Origin of the sequence: Streptomyces sp. NPDC002773, from assembly GCF_040295605.1 — a bacterium.
In the GTDB taxonomy this organism is placed as follows: Bacteria; Actinomycetota; Actinomycetes; order Streptomycetales; family Streptomycetaceae; genus Streptomyces.
Map to the genome: position 1 here is coordinate 25610 of NZ_JBEOVO010000033.1, position 15840 is coordinate 41449.

15 protein-coding genes are annotated in these 15840 nt (G+C 72.8%); 8 read left to right on the forward strand and 7 right to left on the reverse strand.

The genetic code is table 11. The features are described 5' to 3' along the window. Positions 1-67: 67 nt before the first annotated feature. The 5 genes from ABT034_RS29070 to hutU form a co-directional block, all read right to left on the reverse strand. Entirely contained in the window at positions 68-883 is an 816-nt protein-coding gene (locus tag ABT034_RS29070) for a hypothetical protein (RefSeq protein ID WP_351220039.1), read from the reverse strand. Positions 884-962: 79 nt separating this feature from the next. Continuing rightward, positions 963-2210, reverse strand: a complete 1248-nt coding sequence (gene hutI, locus ABT034_RS29075; protein WP_351220040.1) for an imidazolonepropionase — start codon at positions 2208-2210, stop codon at positions 963-965. 17 nt (positions 2211-2227) lie between these two features. Beyond that, a complete protein-coding gene (locus tag ABT034_RS29080) occupies positions 2228-3565 on the reverse strand; it encodes a formimidoylglutamate deiminase (protein ID WP_351220041.1) in 1338 nt (445 codons plus the stop codon). Next, positions 3556-4773 (reverse strand): allantoate amidohydrolase, encoded by a 1218-nt coding sequence (locus ABT034_RS29085; protein WP_502973080.1) that lies wholly within the window; start codon positions 4771-4773, stop codon positions 3556-3558. Before ABT034_RS29085 ends, ABT034_RS29080 begins: the two co-directional genes overlap by 10 nt. Next, positions 4770-6446 carry a urocanate hydratase gene (gene hutU / locus ABT034_RS29090; protein WP_351220078.1) on the reverse strand — a complete coding sequence of 559 codons (1677 nt, stop codon included), beginning with the start codon at positions 6444-6446 and terminating at the stop codon, positions 4770-4772. The genes ABT034_RS29085 and hutU overlap by 4 nt, the downstream gene beginning before the upstream one ends. A 112-nt stretch (positions 6447-6558) precedes the next feature. Here hutU and ABT034_RS29095 point away from each other — a divergent pair, with 112 nt between their 5' ends. From ABT034_RS29095 to ABT034_RS29120, 6 genes are all read left to right on the forward strand, one after another. Then, positions 6559-7935, forward strand: a complete 1377-nt coding sequence (locus tag ABT034_RS29095) for a type III PLP-dependent enzyme domain-containing protein (protein WP_351220042.1) — start codon at positions 6559-6561, stop codon at positions 7933-7935. A 4-nt stretch (positions 7936-7939) separates the two neighbouring features. After that, positions 7940-8419 (forward strand): SRPBCC family protein, encoded by a 480-nt coding sequence (locus ABT034_RS29100; RefSeq protein ID WP_351220043.1) that lies wholly within the window; start codon positions 7940-7942, stop codon positions 8417-8419. 149 nt (positions 8420-8568) lie between these two features. Beyond that, on the forward strand, positions 8569-8961 hold the full coding sequence (locus ABT034_RS29105; protein ID WP_351220044.1) for a roadblock/LC7 domain-containing protein: 393 nt from the start codon (positions 8569-8571) through the stop codon (positions 8959-8961). 60 nt (positions 8962-9021) lie between these two features. Beyond that, positions 9022-9804: a transcriptional regulator gene (locus tag ABT034_RS29110; protein WP_351220045.1), complete on the forward strand. Its 783-nt coding sequence runs from the start codon at positions 9022-9024 to the stop codon at positions 9802-9804. Continuing rightward, positions 9804-10262 carry a roadblock/LC7 domain-containing protein gene (locus tag ABT034_RS29115; RefSeq protein WP_351220046.1) on the forward strand — a complete coding sequence of 153 codons (459 nt, stop codon included), beginning with the start codon at positions 9804-9806 and terminating at the stop codon, positions 10260-10262. Before ABT034_RS29110 ends, ABT034_RS29115 begins: the two co-directional genes overlap by 1 nt. Before the next feature lie 67 nt (positions 10263-10329). Beyond that, complete coding sequence (locus ABT034_RS29120) at positions 10330-10701, forward strand: hypothetical protein (protein ID WP_351220047.1); 372 nt, start codon at positions 10330-10332, stop codon at positions 10699-10701. Positions 10702-10768: 67 nt separating this feature from the next. Here ABT034_RS29120 and ABT034_RS29125 read toward each other — a convergent pair whose 3' ends face one another. Together ABT034_RS29125 and ABT034_RS29130 are read right to left on the reverse strand one after the other, a co-directional pair. After that, entirely contained in the window at positions 10769-11617 is an 849-nt protein-coding gene (locus tag ABT034_RS29125; protein WP_351220048.1) for a MurR/RpiR family transcriptional regulator, read from the reverse strand. A gap of 347 nt (positions 11618-11964) precedes the next feature. Next, positions 11965-13353, reverse strand: a complete 1389-nt coding sequence (locus ABT034_RS29130; RefSeq protein WP_351220049.1) for a cystathionine beta-synthase — start codon at positions 13351-13353, stop codon at positions 11965-11967. Positions 13354-13456: 103 nt separating this feature from the next. Between ABT034_RS29130 and ABT034_RS29135 the strand changes: the two genes are divergently transcribed. Together ABT034_RS29135 and ABT034_RS29140 are read left to right on the forward strand one after the other, a co-directional pair. After that, a complete protein-coding gene (locus ABT034_RS29135; protein ID WP_351220050.1) occupies positions 13457-14455 on the forward strand; it encodes an SGNH/GDSL hydrolase family protein in 999 nt (332 codons plus the stop codon). A 149-nt stretch (positions 14456-14604) separates the two neighbouring features. After that, the gene (locus tag ABT034_RS29140; RefSeq protein WP_351220051.1) at positions 14605-15825 is read left to right on the forward strand and encodes an acetyl-CoA C-acetyltransferase; all 1221 of its coding nucleotides are present in this window, start codon (positions 14605-14607) and stop codon (positions 15823-15825) included. The last annotated feature ends 15 nt before the right edge of the window (positions 15826-15840 follow it).

Here is a 15840-nt window from a genome sequence, read left to right on the forward strand (position 1 = left end):
TGCTACCAGGACAGGACGGTACCGGTCCGGAACCCTCCGAGACAGGGATACTCGGTCTTTCGCCGGGTCAGGCGCGGCGCTTCACGTCGGGGCAGCGGACCTCCATGGAGGCGCCGTACGGGTCGAAGGAGGTCCGGGTGCCGTCGTAGCGGCCGGTGAGGCACAGCTCGCCGCCCATGAAACGGAGGTCGAGGGTGAACTCCACCTTGCCGTTCACCTCCTGAGGGCCGTGGAGGCGGTAGTCGATGTCGTAGCCGAGGCTGTGGAGGACCTTCTCGACGGAGGCCGGGGACGGGTCGGCCTTGCCGTCCAGGGCCTTCGCGATGCGCTTGCCGTGCAGGGGGGCCACGCACGTGTCGACGGCGCTCAGTTCGGTCTCCTGGCGGGCCCGCTCGAAGTCCCAAGGCTTCGCGGAGGGCGGCTCCTCCTCCGCGAGCGGGGGTCCGGAGGGGGACTTCTCGCCCTTCGCGGGCGGCGGTCCTTCGGGTTCCGTCGTGGGGACCTCGGCCGGGAGGGGCGGCGGGCCGTCCGGTTCCGTCGTCGGGATCTCGACCGGAAGGGGCGGCGGGTCGCCCGCGCACGGCTCGGCGAGGTCGACGGCGAGTTCCAGCAGTCTGAATTCGGCCGCCTGCTGCTCCGGCGTGAGGCGGGGGTCGTCGGCCGGGTCGCCGACAGGGGCGGTCGGAGTCGGAGTCGGAGTCGGGGTGGCGGCCGGAGGCGGGGCCGCGACCTGCGCGGCTCCGGACCTGGCGCCCGCGCCCGCCGGGGCCCCGCCTCCGGCCGTCTCCGTGCCGCAGGCGGTGAGGGCGAGGGCGCAGAGCGCCGCCGCCACGGCCGCGCCGACTCGGCGGTTCCTCAAGGGCGTTACGAGCGAAGAGGTCATGCCCGAAGTCTGGGCGCGGGCGGTGGGGCGCACATGAGTACGCCTACTCAACCCACCCGCCCTGCGCCCGGCGGCGTGCTCAGACCGCCCGTACGCCCGCCCGCCACACCTCCGTCACCAGCGGCACCCCCGGCCGGTACGCCAGGTGGACGTGGGACGGGGCGTCCAGGACGGACAGATCCGCTCGGGTGCCGGGGGCCAGGCGGCCCACGTCCGTGCGGCGGAGGGCTGCCGCGCCGCCCGCCGTGGCGGACCAGAGCGCCTCGTCGGGGGTCATGCCCATGTCCCGTACCGCCAGCGCGATGCAGAACGGCACCGAGGATGTGAAGGACGAGCCCGGGTTGCAGTCCGTGGAGAGGGCGACCGTCGCGCCCGCGTCCAGGAGGCGGCGGGCGTTCGGCCACTGGGCGCGGGTGGAGAACTCCGCGCCCGGGAGGAGCGTGGCGACCGTCGACGAGTTCGCGAGGGCGTCCACGTCCGCGTCCGTCAGGTGCGTGCAGTGGTCCGCGCTCGCCGCGTCGAGCTCCACCGCCAGTTGGACGCCGGGGCCGTACGTCAGCTGGTTGGCGTGCACCCGGGGGTGGAGACCCTTCGCCTTGCCGGCGGTGAGGATCGCGCGGGCCTGGTCGCCGTCGAAGGCGCCCTTCTCGCAGAAGACGTCGATCCAGCGGGCGTACGGGGCGCAGGCGTCCAGCATCTCGCCCGTGACGAGCTCCACGTACGCGGCCGGGTCGTCGGCGTAGTCCGGGGACACGATGTGCGCGCCGAGGTACGTCACCTCGTCGGTGTGTTCGGCCGCGATACGGAGGGCGCGGGCCTCGTCCTCGACCGTCAGGCCGTAGCCGGACTTCGTCTCGAAGGTGGTCGTGCCCTGGGCGAGGGCTTCCCGGAGGTAGCGGGCGACGTTCGCCGACAGGGCCTCGTCGCTCGCCGCTCGCGTCGCCGCGACCGTCGTGCGGATGCCGCCCGCCGCGTACGCCTGGCCCGACATCCGCGCGTTGAACTCGGCCGTGCGGTCGCCCGCGAAGACGAGGTGCGAGTGGGAGTCCACGAAGCCCGGGATCACGGCCCGGCCGCCCGCGTCGACCCTGTTGTCAGTGGCCGGTGCTTTGCTTGATTCACCGACCCAGACGACTCGGTCGCCGTCGATGACGACGGCCGCGTCCTGGATCAGGCCAAGGGCACTGCCATCACCGAGGGAGGGGTCGTTCGTGACGAGGCTGGCGATGTTGACGATGGCGGTGGCGGTCTTCGCCACGGCGCTGTTCGCGCTCGTGGGGGCGGAGGTCGCCGCCGGGTTGTTCCTCGCCGCGGGGCCGGTGTTCATGGTGGGGAGTGTCTCCTTCAGCCGCGCAGGGCGGCGATCGAGTCCGCGAGGGCCCGGGCCACGTCCGGTACGGAGTGGTGGGCCCCGTCCCGTACGACATGGCGTCCGGCCACGACCGTATGACGCACGTCCGCGGCCGACGCGGCGAATACCGCCGTCTCGGCTGCCAGACGCGGTACCGGTCCCGCTGTCCTGACCGAGTCGAGCGCGATCGTCGTGAAGTCGGCGAGCGCGCCCGTCTCCAGGGTGCCCGCGTCCGGCCGGCCGAGGGCCGCGTGGCCGTCGGCGGTGGCCGCGCGGAGCAGTGCCGCCGCCGTCCAGTGGCCGCGGGTGCGGGTGCGCAGGCGTTCGTTCAGTTCCATGGCCCGCGCCTCCTCCAGGAGGTCGATGACCGCGTGGCTGTCGCTGCCGAGGGAGAGCGGCGAGCCGGCCCGCTGGAGGGCCACCGCCGGGCCGATGCCGTCGGCCAGGTCGCGCTCGGTGGTCGGGCACATGCAGGTGCCGGTGGACGACGAGCCGATCAGGGCGATGTCGGCGTCCGTCAGGTGGGTGTTGTGGACGCCCGTGGTGCGGGGGCCGAGGACGCCGTGTTCGGCGAGGAGCTGGGTGGGGGTCAGGCCGTGGGCGGCCAGGCAGGCGTCGTTCTCGGCGGTCTGCTCGGAGAGGTGGACGTGGAGGGGGGCCTCCCGGTCCTGGGCCCAGCGGGCCACCGTCGCCAGCTGGTCCGCCGGGACCGCACGGACGGAGTGGATCGCCGCCCCGATACGGGCGCCGTCGCGTTCCTTGAGCGCCGACACCCGTTCGGCCCAGGCGTCCGCCGTGCCGTCGGTGAAGCGGAGCTGGTGCTGTTCCGGTGCGGCGCCGAAGCCGGAGGAGAGGTAGGCGGTGTCGAGGAGGGTGATGCGGATGCCGGCGTCGGCGGCGGCGGCGATCAGGGCCTCGCCCATGGCGTTGGGGTCGGCGTACGGGGTGCCGCCGGGCCCGTGGTGGAGGTAGTGGAACTCGCCGACGGAGGTGATGCCCGCGAGGGCCATCTCCGCGTACACGGCGCGGGCCAGGGCGAAGTAGCTGTCGGGGGTGAGGCGCTGGGCGACGGTGTACATGACCTCGCGCCAGGTCCAGAAGGTGCCGGAGCCGACCTGGACGGTGCCGCGCAGGGCGCGGTGGAAGGCGTGCGAGTGGGTGTTGGCGAGGCCGGGGATCGTGAGGCCGCGGAGGACGACGGCGCCCGGAGGCGGTGCGTCCACCCCGGTGCGTACGGCGGTGATGCGGCCGTCCGACACCTCCAGGGCCACGCCCGGCTCGACGTGCGTGTCGAGCCAGGCGTGTTCCAGCCAGTACGTCGTCAGCGGCACGCCAGCTCCTCCAGTACGTCGGCGAGTGCGAGGACCCCGGCCACGCAGTCGTCCTCGGCCGCGAACTCGGCCGGGGAGTGCGAGACGCCGGTGGGGTTCCGTACGAACAGCATGGCGGTCGGGATCGATTCGGACAAAATACCCGCGTCGTGGCCGGCGCCCGTGCCGAGGACGGGGACCTTCCCCGAGGTGCCGAGGATGCGGGACAGCTCGTCGCGCAGGGCGTGCGAGAAGTCCACGACCGGGGTGAAGGACTCCTGGACGACGGCGAGGTCGATGCCGTGGCGTTCGGCGTAGGTACGGGCCTCCGCCTCGATGCCCGTGACGACCCTGTCCAGGGAGCTCTGGTCGGCGGCGCGGGCGTCGAGCCAGCCCCGGACCAGGGACGGGATGGCGTTGACGCCGTTCGGCTCGACGGCGATCTTGCCGAAGGTGGCGACGGCGCCCGCGAGTTCGGCCTCGCGGCGGGCGGCGAGGACCGTCTCCGCGTAGGTGAGCATCGGGTCGCGGCGGTCGACCAGCCGGGTGGTGCCGGCGTGGTTGGCCTCGCCGGCGAAGTCGTACCGCCAGCGGCCGTGCGGCCAGATGGAGGAGGCGATGCCGACGGCGTCCCCCGACAGGTCGAGGGCGCGGCCCTGCTCGACGTGCAGTTCGACGAACGCGCCGATGCGGGAGAGGCGCTCCGGGTCGGGGCCGATGGCGGACGGGTCGTGGCCGGCCGCCTCCATGGCCTGCGGGAGGCTGGTGCCGGATGCGTCGCGGAGCTCGTACGCCTGCTCCTTCGTCAGCCGGCCGGCGGTGAGGCGGGAGCCGACGCAGGCGAGTCCGAAGCGGGCGCCTTCCTCGTCGCCGAAGTTGGTGATGGCGAGGGGCCGCTTGAACTGGACTTTTCTGGCGCGCAGTTCGTCGAGCGCGGCAAAGGCGGAGACCACGCCGAGGGGGCCGTCGAAGGCTCCGCCGTCGGGGACGGAGTCGAGGTGGGAGCCGGTGACGACGGCGTTCCCGGCGGTCGGGTCGCCGAGCCAGGCCCACTGGTTGCCGTTGCGGTCGGTCTCGACGTCCAGGCGGCGGGCCTCGGCCTGCATCCGGAACCAGAGCCGGCAGTCGGCGTCGGCCTCGGTCCAGGCGTAGCGGCGGTAGCCGCCGGAGGCGGCGCTGCGGCCGATGGGCCGCAGCGACCGCCACATGGCGTGGAACGTGTCGCTCACGCGGAGGCCTCGTCCTCGGAGCCCTCGCGCATCGGGACGCGGACGCCCTTCTCGTCCGCGACCCGCTCCGCGATGTCGTAGCCCGCGTCGACGTGGCGGATGACGCCCATGCCGGGGTCGTTGGTAAGTACGCGGCGGATCTTCTCGCCCGCGAGGGCCGTGCCGTCCGCCACCGAGACCTGGCCCGCGTGGATGGAGCGGCCCATGCCGACGCCGCCGCCGTGGTGCAGCGACACCCAGGAGGCGCCGGAGGCGACGTTGACCATGGCGTTGAGGAGCGGCCAGTCGGCGATCGCGTCGGAGCCGTCGAGCATGGCCTCGGTCTCGCGGTACGGGGAGGCGACGGAGCCGCAGTCGAGGTGGTCGCGGCCGATGGCGAGGGGCGCGGCGAGGGTGCCGTTGCCGACCATGTCGTTGAACATGTCGCCGGCCTTGTCGCGCTCGCCCTGGCCGAGCCAGCAGATGCGCGCGGGCAGGCCCTGGAAGTGGACCCGCTCGCCGGCCATCTTGATCCAGCGGTGCAGGGACTCGTTCTCGGGGAAGAGGTCGAGGATCGCCTTGTCCGTCTTGTGGATGTCCGAGGCCTCGCCGGAGAGGGCCGCCCAGCGGAACGGGCCCTTGCCCTCGCAGAACAGCGGGCGGATGTACGCCGGGACGAAACCGGGGAAGGCGAACGCGCGGTCGTAGCCGGCGAGCTGCGCCTCACCGCGGATCGAGTTGCCGTAGTCGAAGACCTCGGCGCCCGCGTCCATGAAGCCGACCATGGCCTCGACGTGCCGGGCCATCGACTCGCGGGCCCGGACGGTGAACCCGGCCGGGTCCTTCGCCGCGTACGTCGCCATGTCGTCGAAGGCGACGCCGACGGGCAGGTAGGCAAGGGGGTCGTGGGCGGAGGTCTGGTCCGTCACGATGTCGATCGGGGCGCCCTCGGCGAGCATCTGCGGGAGCAGCTCGGCGGCGTTGCCGAGGAGGCCGATGGAGAGCGGACGGCGGGCGTCGCGGGCCTCGGTGGCCAGCTGGAGCGCGTGCGCCAGGTTGTCGGCCTTGACGTCGAGGTAGCGGTGCTCGATGCGGCGCTCGATGGCGCGCGGGTCGACGTCGACGCAGATCGCGACGCCGTCGTTCATCGTGACGGCGAGGGGCTGGGCGCCGCCCATGCCGCCGAGTCCCGCGGTGAGGGTGATCGTGCCGGCCAGGGTGCCGCCGAACTTCTTCGCGGCGACGGCGGCGAAGGTCTCGTACGTGCCCTGGAGGATGCCCTGGGTGCCGATGTAGATCCAGGACCCGGCGGTCATCTGGCCGTACATGGTGAGTCCGAGCTGCTCCAGGCGCCGGAACTCCTCCCAGTTGGCCCAGTCGCCGACGAGGTTGGAGTTGGCGATGAGGACGCGCGGGGCCCACTCGTGGGTCTGCATGACGCCGACGGGGCGGCCGGACTGGACGAGCATCGTCTCGTCCTGCTTGAGGGTGCGCAGGGTGCGGACCATGGCGTCGAAGGAGCGCCAGTCGCGGGCGGCCTTGCCGGTGCCGCCGTAGACGACGAGCTTGTCGGGGTGCTCGGCGACCTCGGGGTCGAGGTTGTTCTGGAGCATCCGGAGGGCGGCTTCCTGCTGCCATCCCAGGGCGCTCAGTTCCGTACCGCGCGGGGCCCGTACGGGGCGGGGTCCTGACATGGCCGACATGGCGGTGCCTCCTCGAATGTCGTTCAGATATTCACATCCTGGCGGTATGAATAGTTGTAGTCAACAGCTGCGGCGCCGACCGTCCCGGTGATGGGATGGATCCATGGCCTCCTCCCGTCGCGATCTCGCCGTCCGAGCCTCCGTCGATCAAGGACTCCTCTCCCCCACCGAACCGGTCGTCGCCCTCCTCGACACCGCCGGCATCCGCGCCTCCGCAGCCGCCCTGACCAGCGCGTTCGCCGCCGTCACCGACGCCCACGTGCTGCACGCCTTCGCCGTCAAGGCCGCCCCGCTCGTGCCCGTCCTGCGCCTGCTCCACGAGGCCGGGCTCGGCGTCGAGGTCGCCAGCCCCGGCGAGCTCGCCCTCGCGCGCGCCGCCGGCGTCCCGCCCGGCCAGACCGTGCTCGACTCCCCCGCCAAGACCCCCGCCGAGCTCCGCCAGGCCCTCGCGCTCGGCATCGCCGTCAACGCCGACAACCTCCAGGAACTGGCCAGGCTCGACGCCCTCGTCGCCTCCGCACCCACCGCCTCGCCGCTCGGCCTCCGGGTGAACCCGCAGGTCGGAGCCGGTTCCATCGGCGCCCTCTCGACCTCCACCGCCACCTCCAAGTTCGGCGTGGCGCTCCGCGACGAGGGCGCCCGCAAGGCCGTCGTCCAGGCCTACCTGGACCGGCCCTGGCTCACCCGGCTGCACACCCACACCGGCTCCCAGGGCGTCCCCTTCGCCCTGATGGCCGAAGGCGTCGGGGAGGCGTACGCCCTCGCCGAGGAGATCAACCGCGCGGCGGGCCGGCAGCAGATCGACACCCTCGACATCGGCGGCGGGCTCCCGGTCAACTTCACCTCCGACGAGGAGACACCGACGTACGCGGAGTACGCCCGGCTGCTCGCCGACACCGCCCCCGGCCTCTTCGACGGCCGCTACCGCCTGGTGACCGAGTTCGGCCGCTCACTGCTCGCCAAGCACGGCACGGTCCTCGCCCGCGTGGAGTACACCAAGACCTCCGGGGGCCGTCCGATCGCCGTCACCCACGCGGGCGTCCAACTGGCCACCCGAACGGTCTACGCCCCCGAGTCCTGGCCGCTGCGCGTCCTCGCGTACGACTCCGCCGGCCGCCCCCGCACCGGCGAGACCACCGTCCAGGACGTGGCGGGCCCCGCCTGCTTCGCCGGCGACATGCTCGCCACGAGCCGGGAGTTGCCGCTCCTGCACCCGGGGGACGTGGTGGCCGTCCCGGACACCGGCGCGTACTACTTCGCCCACCACTACGCGTACAACAGCCTGCCCCGGCCCGGCATCCACGGCTTCACGGTGGCCGACGACGGGACGGTGGCCTTCGCGACGGTACGGACGCCCCAGACGCTCGCGGAGATCGTCGCCGACTCGGGCGGGGCGCACGCGGACGCGCTGGTGCGGCAGGCGGGAGGGGAGCGCGAGGAGGCCCCGGGTAGCGCCGGACGGGCGGCCCGGCTTCCATAAAGCCATGACTGGAACCGGTACGGACACCACATCCGTCGTCGTCGAGCACCGGGTCGACGCCTCCCCCGGGCGGGTCTGGGAGGCGATCACCGACCTCCGGGACATGCCCCGCGTCCTCTCGGGCGTCGAGAAGGTGGAGGTGCTCACCGAGGGCGGCTTCGGGGTGGGCACGCGGTGGCGCGAGACCCGGCGGATGCTGGGCAAGGAGGCCACGGAGGAAATGACCGTGACGGAGTGCGAGCCGCCCGACCGGTACGTCGCGGTCGCCGACTCGCACGGCATGCACTACGTCTCCGAGCTCACCCTCACGCCCGACGGCACCGGGGGCGCCACCCTGCGGATGACGTTCTCCGCGCGGCCCGCCCACGGCCGCGCCCCGGGGTTCCTCACCCGGCTGATGGCCCGCTTCGGCGCGAAGGCCGTCGCCAAGGCGCTCGCGAAGGACCTGTCCGACATCGCGCACACGGTGGAGTCGCGCCTCTGATCCGCGGGAAGGGTGCCGCTGGTTCGGTTTCCGCCAGGCGCTGGCATGTTCCGATGGAAAATGCCAGAACGCCTCCCCCGGAGCGCTGCGTTCAGTAACGTCACCGTCACTGCCGTACGTTCGCACGCCGCATCGGGAGGGGAACCCGCGTGCCCGGAATCGACGAGTGCCTACTGGAGGCCATGGCCCTGCCGGGCGCTCGCGGAGCCTCCCTGGTCGACTGGACCAGCGGGCTCGCCCTCGGGACGGCGGGTGACTCACCGGTCGGGGACCATGAGACCACGGCCGCCGAGACCGCCGAACTCGCACGCTCTGCCGCCGAGTTCGACACCTTCGCGGCGGCGGGCGAGAGCGCGGGGGACGGGCCGCCCGTCGAGGACCTGATCGTCACCACCCGCGCCGGCTACCACGTCCTCCGCTTCGTCGAGACCTCCTTCGACAGCAGCGTCTTCCTCCACCTCTGGCTCGACCGCGACACCGGCAACCTCGCCCTGGCCCGCCTCCGCCTCCGCGACCTCGCGGAGAGACTGGTCCTCGGATGAGCGCCGCTACCGAAGGGCGGGACGCCGGATGAGCGCCGCCGCCGAAGGGCGGGTCGCCGGATGAGCGCCGCCGCCGTCGCCACCCCCGTCTCCCCGATGCTGGTCCGGCTCGCCGCCGAGAAGGCCACCGGCGCCCTGCTCCGCGACCACGGCACGCTCTACCTCGTCGACGGCCGGGTCGTGCACGCCGAGAGCCCCGCGGCCCCCGGCGTCGACGTCCTCCTGACCACCGGCGGCCGCCTGCCCCGCGAGGGCTGGGACGAGGCCGTCGACCGGGCCGGGGCCCACAGCGCCGTCGGCCGCTTCCTCGTCGACAGCGGCCGGCTCCACGACGGCGAGCTGGAGATCTGCCACCTCGGCGCCGTCTTCGACGCGGCCTTCTTCGCCCTCTCCCCCGCCAGCGGACCGACCCGCTTCCGGTACGGGGTCGGGCACTGGTTCGGGACGGTGCGGCCGGTGTCCGCCGAGGCCGTGGAGCGCGAGACGGTACGCCGCCGTGAACTCCTCGACGCCGTCTGGCCGTACGCCTCCGTCGACACCGCCCCGGTCGTGCCCCGCCCCGCCGCCCCCGGCCAGACCGCGGGCGCCCGGCAGCGCGCGCTGCTCGCCGCCGCGGACGGCGAGCGGACCCCGGCGGACCTCGCCAGGCTGCTCGGCCGGCCCGCCTTCCACACCCTCCTCGACGTACGGCGGCTCGCCGCCGCCGGGCTCGTGGAAACAGCGCTCGACCCCGGCCCCGACCCCGATTCCGCGCCACCGCCCCCCATCCCGGCGCTACCGGTGGCCGACCCCGACATCGCCCTGCTGCGCCGGCTCCGAGACGCCCTGGAGGCACACCTGTGATGAGGCGTGCCCTGCGCCTGCGCGCCGAAAGGAAACAGCTCATGACGGCAGAAGCCGAGGTCCTCGGCGAGCTCAGACGGCTGCGGGCCCGGCTGCCCCAGCTGACGGGGGCGCTCGCGGCCAGCGCCGACGGGCTCGTCCTGGCCCACGACACCGTGGACGGCGAGGCTTCGAGCGTGGCCGCGCTGACGGCAGCGGCGCTCGGCGTCGGCCAGCGGCTGACCGACTCCACGGGCCAGGGCCGCTTCCGCGAGCTGCTGGTACGCGGCGACAACGGCTACGTGGCCACGTACGCGGCAGGCGGCGCGGCCGTCCTGACGCTGCTCGCCGAGCCCCGGATCAATGTGGGGCGGCTCCATCTGGAGGCCCGGAGGTCCAGCGTCCGGATAGGCGAACTCGTCGACGGAGCGCTGGAGCGCAGGGACCTGAACCGCACCGCGCCCCCATCGAACCCGTAACCCGAGAAGACCCGAAGAAGACCCGAAGAAGACCCGAGAAGACCCGAGAAGGAAGAAGTACGACACCATGGCGAACACCGAGACCTCCCTCAAGGAAGCGGCCTCCATCGACGGCGCGATCGGCGCTGCCCTCGTCGACTACACCAGCGGCATGGCGCTCGGCACGATCGGCGGCGGCAAGGAACTCGACCTGAACGTGGCCGCGGCCGCCAACACGGACGTGGTCCGGGCCAAGGTCCGGGCGATGGAGATGCTGGGGCTGAACGACGAGATCGAGGACATCCTCATCACCCTCGGCCGGCACTACCACCTGATCCGGCTGCTCAAGGCACGCAGCGCCAACGGCCTCTTCCTCTACCTGGCCCTCGACAAGGACCGGGCGAACCTGGCGATGGCCCGCCACCAGCTGAAGAAGATCGAGAACGAGCTGGAGGTCTGACCCGGCACGCGCGCGCGGGGCCCGCCGCACGCACCACGCCCGCCACGCGCGCGTGGAGGCGTTTTCCCTACTCGACGAACAGCCCCCGCGCCGCCGCCCTCGTGTCGAACTCCTCAAGGCGCGCCTGCGCGTCCGGGAGTTCGTCGGCCATGGCCTCCAGGAGGACCCGGCCGAGCATCATCGGCGCGCAGGCCGTGTCGAAGGCGAGGCCGGTGCCGACGGCGGCCGGGATCAGCAGGTCGCTGTGGGCGGCGACGGGCGCGAACGCCGACTCGGCGACGGTGACGACGGTGAGCCCGGCCCCCCGCGCGTACTCCAGGGCCTCCACGACCTCCCGCGGGTGCCGGGGCAGCGCGAAGCACAGCAGGGCCGTGGCCCCGGCCCGTACGGCCGCGTCGACGCGGTCGGCGAGCATCGAGCCGCCCTCGTCGAGGAGTCGGACGTCGGGGTGGACCTTGGCGGCGAAGTAGGCGAAGCCACGCGCCTGCGAGGAGGCGGCCCGCAGCCCGAGGACGGGCAGCGGACGGGAACGGGCGAGCAGCCGGCCGGCCCGCTCGACGGGCGCGGGGTCGGCGAGGAGTCCGGCGAGGTGTTTGAGGTTCTCGACCTCGGCGAGCACGGCCTGCTGGTACTCGTTGAACGCCTCGCCCCCGCCCCCGCCCGCGCCGCCGGGCCCGGGGGGCGCGACCTCGCGGAGGTGCCGGCGCAGCGCCGGGTACCCGTCGAAACCGAGGGCGACGGCGAACCGGGTGACGGAGGGCTGGCTGACCCCGGCGAGCTCGGCGAGCTCGACGCTGGACAGGAACGGCACGTCAGTGGCGCGCCGCACCATGCAGTGCGCGATCCGCCGCTGCGTCGGCGTCAGCCGGTGCCCTTCGAAGAGCCCCTGCAGCCGCCCGGCCGGGCTGTCGCTCATGCCGTCCGCCCCCCTTCCACCTATTCACCCACGGAAATCTCTGCATAAGGATATGCAGCCGGGTGAGGGGAGCGAAAGGAGTAGCGCGGGGACCGCCGCACCCCCGTTGCCGGGGGGCGGGACGACGGCGGTCCCCGCGAGGGACACGGGCCCGGGTCAGGGCCGGTCTCCGCGTCCGCGGCGTCTCTGGAGGCCCGGGAGCCGCTCCGGAAGTCCGTGACGCCGACAACCACCAATGTGCCGGACGCGTGTTAAGCGGGTGCTGCCGGTACGTGTCGCGCTCGTACCAGTTGCACGAACTGCCTTGCGGCCTGCCGTGCGAACCGCCTGGCGACCTGCCCTGAGGCCTACTTCGCGCCGCCGTTGGCCAGGAAGGCCAGCAGGTCCTGGCGGCTCACGACGCCGGTCGGCTTGCCCTCGACCAGGACGATCGCCGCGTCGGCGGACTCACCGAGGACGGTCATCAGATCGGCGACGGGCTCGCCGGAGCCGACCTGCGGCAGCGGCGCGCTCATGTGCCGCTCCAGCGGGTCCTCCAGAGAAGCCTTCTTGGTGAAGAGGTGGTCGAGGAGCTCGCGCTCGACGACCGAGCCGACGACCTCGGCGGCCATGACGTCGGGGTGGCCGGCGCCGGGCTTCACGATGGGCATCTGGGAGACGCCGTACTCGCGCAGCACCTCGATGGCCTGGCCGACGGTCTCGTCCGGGTGCATGTGGACGAGGGAGGGCAGGCCGCCCTCCTTGTGGCGCAGGACGTCGGCGACGGTCGCGGTGGAGGTGTCCTCCAGGAAGCCGTAGTCGGCCATCCATTCATCACTGAAGATCTTCGACATGTACCCGCGGCCCGAGTCCGGCAGCAGGACCACCACGACGTCGTCCGGGCCGAGCTCCCTCGCGACCTCCAGGGCCGCCACGACCGCCATGCCGCAGGAGCCGCCGACGAGGAGGCCCTCCTCCTTGGCGAGGCGGCGGGTCATCTGGAACGAGTCCTTGTCGGACACGGCGACGATCCGGTCCGTGACGGTCCGGTCGTACGCCGTGGGCCAGAAGTCCTCGCCGACGCCCTCGACGAGGTACGGGCGGCCGGAGCCGCCGGAGTAGACGGAGCCCTCCGGGTCGGCGCCGATGATCTTGACGGAGCCGCCGCTGGCCTCCTTGAGGTAATTGCCGGTGCCGGAGATGGTGCCGCCGGTGCCGACGCCCGCCACGAAGTGGGTGATCTTCCCGTCCGTCTGCTCCCAGAGCTCGGGTCCTGTGGTCTCGTAGTGGGAGCGCGGATTGTTCGGGTTGGAGTACTGGTCGGGCTTCCAGGCACCGGGCGTCTCACGGACGAGCCGGTCCGAGACGTTGTAGTACGAGTCCGGGTGCTCCGGGTCGACCGCGGTGGGGCAGACGACGACCTCGGCGCCGTACGCCCGCAGGACGTTGATCTTGTCGAGCGACACCTTGTCGGGGCAGACGAAGATGCACTTGTAGCCCTTCGTCTGGGCCACGATCGCCAGGCCGACGCCGGTGTTGCCGGACGTGGGCTCGACGATGGTGCCGCCGGGCTTCAGCTCCCCGCTCTGCTCCGCGGCCTCGATCATCCGCAGGGCGATGCGGTCCTTGACCGAGCCTCCGGGGTTGAAGTACTCGACCTTGGCCAGGACGGTCGCCTGAATGCCCGCTGTGACGTTGTTGAGCTTCACCAGCGGGGTGTTGCCGACGAGGCTGATCATCGAGTCGTGGAATTGCACCGTAATCTCCGGGGTCTCCGTAATGGTGGGGCCAGCGTATGCGTAGTCGGAGCGGGTTACGGGGCAGTTAGACCCTGAACGGCTTGAAGGAGGTGACGGCCCCATGTCGAGGGCGAGGGTGGCGCGGCGGATCGCGGCGGGTGCGGCGTACGGCGGCGGGAGCATCGGGCTGCTCGGGGTGGCGGCCGTGGGTGTCCTGCTGGCCGAGATGCAGCTCGCGAAGCGGACGGTGGGCGACGGGGCGGCCCCGCTGCCACCCGGCGCCGACGGTCTGTACGGGCGGGCGTTCGGCACGGACGCCCCGCTGCGGCTGGCCCTTCTGGGTGATTCCACGGCGGCGGGCCAGGGGGTGCGCCGCTCGGGTCAGACGCCGGGCGCGCTGCTCGCCTCGGGGCTCGCGGCGGTCGCCGAGCGGCCGGTGGTGCTGCGGAACGTGGCACTGTCGGGTGCGCGCTCGGACGACCTGGAGCGCCAGGTGTCGCTGCTGCTCACGCAGCCGCTCGGGCCGCCGGACGTGTGCGTGATCATGATCGGGGCGAACGACGTGACGCACCGGATGCCGCCGACGGAGTCGGTGCGGCTCCTGGCGTCGGCGGTTCGGCGGCTGCGGACGGCGGGCGCGGAGGTGGTGGTCGGGACCTGCCCGGATCTGGGCACGATCGAGCCGGTGTACCAGCCGTTGCGGTGGCTGGCCCGGCGGGCGTCCCGGCAGCTCGCGGCGGCGCAGACGATCGTGGTGGTGGAGCAGGGCGGGCGGACGGTGTCGCTCGGCGACCTGCTCGGGCCCGAGTTCGCGGCGAACCCGCGCGAGATGTTCGGGGTGGACAGCTTCCATCCGTCGGCGGAGGGGTACGCGACGGCGGCGATGGCCGTCCTGCCGACGATGTGCGCGGTGCTCGGCGTCTGGCCGGAGACCGACCGTCTCGAGCCGGCGCGGCGGGAGAACATGCTGCCGGTGGCGAAGGCGGCGGCGGAGGCCGTGCGGGAGGCGGGCACGGAGGTCACCGGGGCGCGGGCTCCGTGGGCGCTCCTGAAGCACCGGCGGCGGCGGAGGTTGCCGGTGCCCGCGGAGGCGCCGGCCCCGGAGGACGCCCAGTCCTGACGTCGCGGCCCCCGGCCTTTACGGGCAGCCCTGAATGAGCGCTCGCTTAGAATTGAGGTCCGTGTCACATCGCCTGGGCGGTGACCCCTGCGGTACGTACGGGTAACTTCCCTCTCAGTCCGCTCACTCCGCACCCTCATGGAGCCGTGATGCCCGAAGCCGTGATCGTCTCGACCGCCCGTTCGCCCATCGGCCGGGCCTTCAAGGGCTCCCTGAAGGACCTGCGTCCGGACGACCTCACCGCGACCATCGTCCAGGCCGCCCTGGCGAAGGTGCCGGAGCTCGACCCCCGCGACATCGACGACCTGATGCTGGGCTGCGGCCTGCCCGGCGGCGAGCAGGGCAACAACCTGGGCCGGATCGTCGCCGTGCAGATGGGCATGGACCACCTGCCGGGCTGCACGGTCACCCGCTACTGCTCCTCCTCGCTCCAGACCTCCCGCATGGCGCTGCACGCCATCAAGGCGGGCGAGGGCGACGTCTTCATCTCGGCCGGTGTCGAGATGGTGTCCCGCTTCGTGAAGGGCAACTCCGACTCGCTGCCCGACACGCACAACCCGTTCTTCGCCGACGCCGAGGCCCGTACCGCGGAGGTCGCCGCCTCCGAGGGCTCCACCTGGCACGACCCGCGCGAGGACGGCATCGTCCCGGACGCGTACATCGCGATGGGCCAGACCGCCGAGAACCTGGCCCGCCTCAAGGGCATCAGCCGCCAGGAGATGGACGAGTTCGGCGTACGGTCGCAGAACCTCGCCGAGCAGGCCATCAAGAACGGCTTCTGGGAGCGCGAGATCACCCCGGTGACCCTCCCGGACGGCACCGTCGTCTCCGGGGACGACGGCCCGCGCGCCGGCGTCACCCTGGAGGGCGTGCAGGGCCTCAAGCCGGTGTTCCGCCCCGACGGCCTGGTCACCGCGGCCAACTGCTGCCCGCTGAACGACGGCGCCGCCGCGCTCGTGATCATGTCGGACACCAAGGCCCGCGAGCTCGGTCTGACCCCGCTGGCGCGGATCGTCTCCACCGGCGTCTCCGGCCTCTCCCCCGAGATCATGGGCCTCGGCCCGGTCGAGGCGTCGAAGCAGGCCCTCAAGCGCGCCGGCCTCACCATCGGCGACATCGACCTGGCCGAGATCAACGAGGCCTTCGCCGCGCAGGTCATCCCGTCCTACCAGGACCTGGGTCTGGATCTGGACAAGGTGAACGTCAACGGTGGCGCGATCGCCGTCGGCCACCCCTTCGGCATGACCGGCGCCCGCATCACCGGCACGCTGATCAACAGCCTCCAGTTCCACGACAAGCAGTTCGGCCTGGAGACGATGTGCGTCGGTGGTGGTCAGGGCATGGCGATGGTCATCGAGCGCCTGAGCTGACCCGTCCGGGCCGGT